Raw genomic sequence first — 5,529 nt, forward strand, 5'->3', positions numbered from 1 at the left:
GCATACGTGTATAACAACCCGTTGAAATATACTGACCCAACAGGGCACTGGGTGTGGTGGGCTGCTGCGATGGCATTCTTTGTTGTGAGTCAGACGTTTGAAAACCCTGTAATCCAAATGGCTGGCATGGTGGTCGGTGCAATTGCGATGGGTTATGCCACCTCGGGGCTATATGCGGGCTTGGGCGAAGTAGCTCAAGCGGCAGCGAGCGGTGCAACCGCTTCATTCTCTACGACCTATATCACTACTGGAAATTTTGGAGACTCAGTCCAAGCTGGTGTGATAGGAGGCCTATCTGCTGGTATTACAAATGGGCTTGCCCATGGTGAGGGCAGTCCATTCAATGCACAAACAGGAAGCTTAAGAGCGGCGTTACCCCTTGCTCATGGTGTAGCTCAAGGTGGTATCCATGAATTGCAAGGTGGCAGCTTCAAGCAAGGCTTTATCAGCGGTGTCATTGGTAAGCTTGGTGGGGGAATTGTTCATGCCAATGTTCAAACGCAGACTCTTCAAGCTGGAGGTATGATTATCGTGTCAGGTATAGCGGCCGCAGCAAGTGGTTCCAATAGCCGAGATGCAGTGATGCGTTCTGCTGTTAGTGTGATTACTGTTTATCTCTATAACGATATCGCGCGTATGAAGGAAATGAACCGTAGAGCAACTGAACGACCTCCAACGGATTGGAAAGATGTGACGGCTAAATTGTCCACAGCTTCTGATGCAGTAGCGACAGGTTGTCTGGTAATGGGTAATCTGCCCTGTGCAGGTACTTTTGGTTCAGGTTCCGTTTTCTTGTCATTCGGTTCAAACTTTATGGATGCTACCGATGGCGGAGAGTTTAATGAGACATCAGCAGCAAAAACTGGGCATAGTATGTCTTCCTATGTTATTGAAAAACATGTGGCAGGCGCTGCTCCAGCAAAATATAAACTTCCGATTGCAATTGGCTTTGATGCATACGGTAAAGTTTCAGGCTTTTTGTTTGATGAAGCTTCTTTAAATGAACCAAGGAAAGATTGATGGATGCTAGTTTTGTTTCGAAAATGGTGACTAATACCATGCCATTTTGTTTTGTTCCCGGTGTGGCTGCCTATATTCAATCTGGCGAAGTAGCGGTGTTATTTTTAGCTTTCAGTACGCTCTTTGGATTAATGGATAAATCAATGCATCAACTATTACTATCAAATTCTAGTTATCGTAAATGGGCTGCTATTTTAGTCTTAGTTTCTGGTGGGCTATGTATGTTTCTATCGGTAGGTACTGTGATATGGATCATATTGATACCGAGTATCGCTTTAACCTACTCAGCCTTGCTTGGGGTAGAGGGAAGAGGCTAGATTTTTATGCCCTCTAAAATAAGGGGGTAATGCTTCTTGAAAGTGAGAATTAAAGCTTGCCATTTTATGGTTCAGTTTCCTACAGAGCTTTGTTGTTTTTAATGCTAGAGATGGCTGAGGGTGCCTGGTGTTGTGGCACCTCCACTCCTGATTCATATGTCATTCGCTACAGCAGTGATTATGCTGCGTCTGATTTACAAGCGTTCTTCACACTATCAGCAACAAGCACTTCCAATGCTGAGATTGAGGGGTATGTGCAAGAAGCTCTTATGCGGACAGACGCTACTATTTCATCGAATTAAAAAAGCCTGAATACTCTAACTATATAGATGTATTAATACCTAAAATTAATATATTTGGATTAGAAGTTACTCATCCACTAGGTTATTTAGAGAGAGAAGCAACAATAATGAATGTTTGTATGATAAATAATATTGCTGCATGTGGGTATCAGGGAGTCTTGGAAGTACGACCTCGCGCTTGGCCTGTAGTGGAGTGGAAACGATGAAAAAGCTTGTACTGTTGGTTGGGTTGATATTTTGGACAATTTTGCCGAATGCACAAGCTTCATCACTCCCTAATGATTGGGAAATTTTATTAGCTAAGAAAATAGTTATTGAAAACAAACATGAAGGTTACGACCTAGCATTAGACACATTTGAACGGAGCCTTCCTTCAGATATGAATGGTGATTCTTGGTATTTTACATTTCTAATTCACTATTATAGCAAGGAGTATTATCGAGATATAAGCCAGTATGTCTCTATTTTGGAAAAGGCGAGAGAAAAAGGTAGCGTTCTTGCTATATCCACCATGTATATAATCTATTCGCGGCCACATTTGGTTTCTGTTATAGATACGGATAAAGCTAGTCGCTTGAAGAGAGAGTATCAGAAATTAGTCTCCGATGGGGTTATTAGTAATGAGTACAGTTTTGAGATGGTTGTAAATACGTCGATGAAGCTTTTGGGCTTGTATTGAAAATCAATAATGGAACAGCGAATGATGCTGTTTCAGTAGGTTGTAATACGGTGATGACGTGTGAATAAACAAGATGATAAGTGGGATACAACAGCAATATATGGCGTACTTTGGTGCTGTGTTGTAATACTGTTTTTTAAGGGAGATTACTTATTGGCGATACTTAGTAGTTTTGCTTATACAAGTGTTGTCTCTTTAAATTCGGTTTTACAACCAGTACGTAAAAAGTATCCGTATTTTATTATGTGTGTTGTTACTTCGTTTATATATGTGTGGGGAATTGTGTATGTATTCCAACTGTTAGAGATTCGCAATTTATGGAGGATGTTAGCAACCCTGCCTTTGATTTTTCTTATGTATTGGTTTGGGACTCGAAAAGTACGCCCCCTGCTTACAGAAAGAAAGGAAAGTTAATCATATGAAACTTAGCTACTGCTTCCGTAAAGTATACTGACCCAACAGGGCACTGGGTGTGGTTCGCCGCAGCGATGGCATTTTTGTGGTGAGCCAAACATTTGAGAACCCTGCAATCCAAATGGCCGAAATGGTGGTTGGTGCGATTGCCATTGGGTATGCCACCTCGGGGCTATATGCTGGTTTGGGCGAAGTTGCTCAAGCAGCTGCGAGTGGTGCGACCGCTTCATTCTCAACAACCTATATCACTACTGGGGATTTTGACGATTCTCTTCAGGCGGGGATAATAGGCGGTTTGTCTGCGGGAATCACTTATGGGGTAGCGCATGGAGCGACAGGTGGAACGAGTCCGTTTGGAGCGGCTTTACCCCTCGCTCATGGTGTGGTTCAAGGTGGTTTCCATGAATTGCAAGGTGGTAGCTTCAAGCAAGGCTTTATCAGCGGTGTCATTGGTAAGCTTGGTGGAGGAATTGTTCATGCCAATGTTCAAACGCAGACTCTTCAAGCTGGAGGTATGATTATCGTGTCAGGTATAGCGGCCGCAGCAAGTGGTGCCAACAGCCGAGATGCAGTGATGCGTTCTGCTATTAGTAGTATTACGATCTACTTATACAATGACTTACGTGGAATGAGTGGCATTGCGAAAATGAGCGAAGCAAGAGCGGTAATGCAAGAAGCTGATACAATAGCCACACAACAAACAATCGAGTTTGTAAAAGACGAAGGGCCTGGGTTAATGGCCGATGGATTGGCAGTAGGAGCTGCTGGGTATGCGTGCTATCAAAGCATAGGATTATTATGTTCGGCTTCTGCGTCATGGGCAGCTGCGAGTATTGACAGTCGATTAGGTAATAAAAACCATCTGCTTGTCGATGTAATGGTTGAGAGTGGGATAAGTGATGGAAGTGCTAACACTATCAATAATTTCATCGGATTGGGGCTATCCGCTCCAGGCGCCGTAAGAATGGGGATGGGAGTCATGCTTAAAGAAGATACAGCGGATGCAGTCGGAGTAGGTGTTTGGAGTTATGAGTATTTTTTTAGAAATGACGAATAGAGCTAGGATCGTCACATTTGTACTGTTTGTGGCTTGTACTCTTTTATGGGCTAATCATGCAAATGAAATAGGTGAAAGAGTCGAAGTGAAATCAACTACTCTGACTTTTATTGATAGAGGGTATATCGGTAGGGATAGTACTCATAATTATTATTATGTTTTAGGTAATGGGGTTAAAGTTCGTGCTCCTGAAAATAACGAAGAGAATAGTTTCTTTTTAAGGGAATATCTTCTTAGCGATTTTAAGTGTGATGTTGTGTATTTTGAAAACCATAGCCTAATTAATAATGACATCAAGGTTACTAATTCTATTCGTTGTGGTGACGATGTGAGGTATTTGTACAATGATTAATGTTAAAAAACTGTATCTAGTATTGGTTTTAGCACTACTTGCGGGCTGTGGCAGCGGAGATAGTGACAGTTCAAACTCTATAAACACAGACTCACATGTAACTCGTTACAGCAGTGATTATGCTGTATCTGATTTACAAGTGCTCTTCACACTATCAGCGGTAAGTTCGTCTGATGCTGAAGTTGCTGCGTATGTGCAAGATACCTCATTCAACTACGTTGCTATTAATGGAGGTGACCAACTGGTCGCTGAGGTTGATAGCGTGAACTTCTCGTTAGCTGAAACATCGGTAGAAGGAGGCGTTTACTATTATGGTGCAGATGTTTCAGCAAACGCATCCGAATATCTAGTTAAGTTATTAAGAAATGGTGTTGTTCAAAGCTCATTAACGGTGAATGAGCTTCCATTACCTTTCACACTAACGACGAGTTTTTCAGGGGAAGTGATCGATGTCTCATGGGCGCCAGAAGCTGACCATACATACTCTTACGTTGTTGAAACGCTAACTTGTACAAATAGCGTCGAGACCAATATCCGAACGGCATCGCCAAACATAATTGCTGGTGATCATCTGCTTAATTCTGGTTCTTATAATAAGAGTTTGAGTGAGATATTCGGTCAGACTCAAGCTCAGCTAACTCAAGGTTTTGACAGCTGTACTTTTGAAATGGATATCATTGCAACGAAAGACTCTATACCAACTCAATTCAATGGGCAAATAACTCTGGATGTTCAACAGAAAAGAACGGTAAGAGTAGATATATAAAACCCTTTCCACAATAGCTCAAGCATTGTAGCTAAATGCTTGAGCTATAATTTTTAGCACGTTTGTATGACCCTGTGATTGGTCGTTTCTTGAGTGCCGACACGTTTGTGCCAGAACCAAGCTTTAGCCAGAGTTACAACCGTTATGCTTATGTGCTTAATAACCCAGTGAAATTTAATGACCCAACTGGTCATGTCTGGGGCTGGTTTATTGCAGGGCTTGCTATTTTTGTTGCGTCTCAAACTTTTGATAATCCGATGATTCAAAAGGTTGGTGCAATCGTTGGTACGGTAATGATGGCTTATGGAGGAGGACAAGTACTGTCAGCTTACTTGGATAGTTATGCGGTGGTGGCGGCCAATGGAGCGACGACCTCATTTACAACAACGTATTTGACCACGGGAGACTTTGGCAGCGCATTAGAGGCAGGTGTGATCGGTGGGGCATCAGCGGTTATAACCAATGGGCTTGCCCATGGAGAAGGTAGTCCATTCAATGCACAAACAGGAAGCTTAAGAGTGGCGTTACCCCTTGCTCATGGTGTAGCTCAAGGTGGTATCCATGAACTGCAAGGAGGCAGCTTCAAGCAAGGCTTTATCAGCGGTGTCATTGGTAAGCTTGG

7 protein-coding genes and 1 pseudogene are annotated in these 5,529 nt (G+C 42.6%); all 8 read left to right on the plus strand.

Going from position 1 to position 5,529, the window contains the following annotated elements; all coding sequences use genetic code 11:
- Positions 1 to 1,020: pseudogene (locus ACQEXR_RS19590) on the plus strand (RHS repeat-associated core domain-containing protein); the annotation flags it as partial.
- Positions 1,020 to 1,337 (plus strand): hypothetical protein, encoded by a 318-nt coding sequence (locus ACQEXR_RS19595; RefSeq protein ID WP_427020970.1) that lies wholly within the window; start codon positions 1,020 to 1,022, stop codon positions 1,335 to 1,337. The pseudogene ACQEXR_RS19590 and the gene ACQEXR_RS19595, both read left to right, overlap by 1 nt.
- A 504-nt stretch (positions 1,338 to 1,841) precedes the next feature.
- Entirely contained in the window at positions 1,842 to 2,318 is a 477-nt protein-coding gene (locus tag ACQEXR_RS19600) for a hypothetical protein (protein ID WP_427020971.1), read from the plus strand.
- Positions 2,319 to 2,378: 60 nt separating this feature from the next.
- Positions 2,379 to 2,732: a hypothetical protein gene (locus ACQEXR_RS19605; RefSeq protein WP_427020972.1), complete on the plus strand. Its 354-nt coding sequence runs from the start codon at positions 2,379 to 2,381 to the stop codon at positions 2,730 to 2,732.
- A 58-nt stretch (positions 2,733 to 2,790) separates the two neighbouring features.
- Positions 2,791 to 3,789, plus strand: coding sequence for a hypothetical protein (locus ACQEXR_RS19610; RefSeq protein ID WP_427020973.1), 999 nt, complete (start codon positions 2,791 to 2,793; stop codon positions 3,787 to 3,789).
- Entirely contained in the window at positions 3,761 to 4,141 is a 381-nt protein-coding gene (locus ACQEXR_RS19615) for a hypothetical protein (RefSeq protein ID WP_427020974.1), read from the plus strand. The genes ACQEXR_RS19610 and ACQEXR_RS19615 overlap by 29 nt, the downstream gene beginning before the upstream one ends.
- A complete protein-coding gene (locus ACQEXR_RS19620; RefSeq protein WP_427020975.1) occupies positions 4,134 to 4,907 on the plus strand; it encodes a hypothetical protein in 774 nt (257 codons plus the stop codon). The genes ACQEXR_RS19615 and ACQEXR_RS19620 overlap by 8 nt, the downstream gene beginning before the upstream one ends.
- A 74-nt stretch (positions 4,908 to 4,981) precedes the next feature.
- Positions 4,982 to 5,529, plus strand: a 548-nt coding sequence (locus ACQEXR_RS19625; RefSeq protein ID WP_427020976.1) for an RHS repeat-associated core domain-containing protein, incomplete at its 3' end; no start/stop codon positions are given.

Source organism: Vibrio sp. TRT 2004 (genome assembly GCF_050113735.1).
Taxonomy (GTDB): Bacteria; Pseudomonadota; Gammaproteobacteria; order Enterobacterales; family Vibrionaceae; genus Vibrio.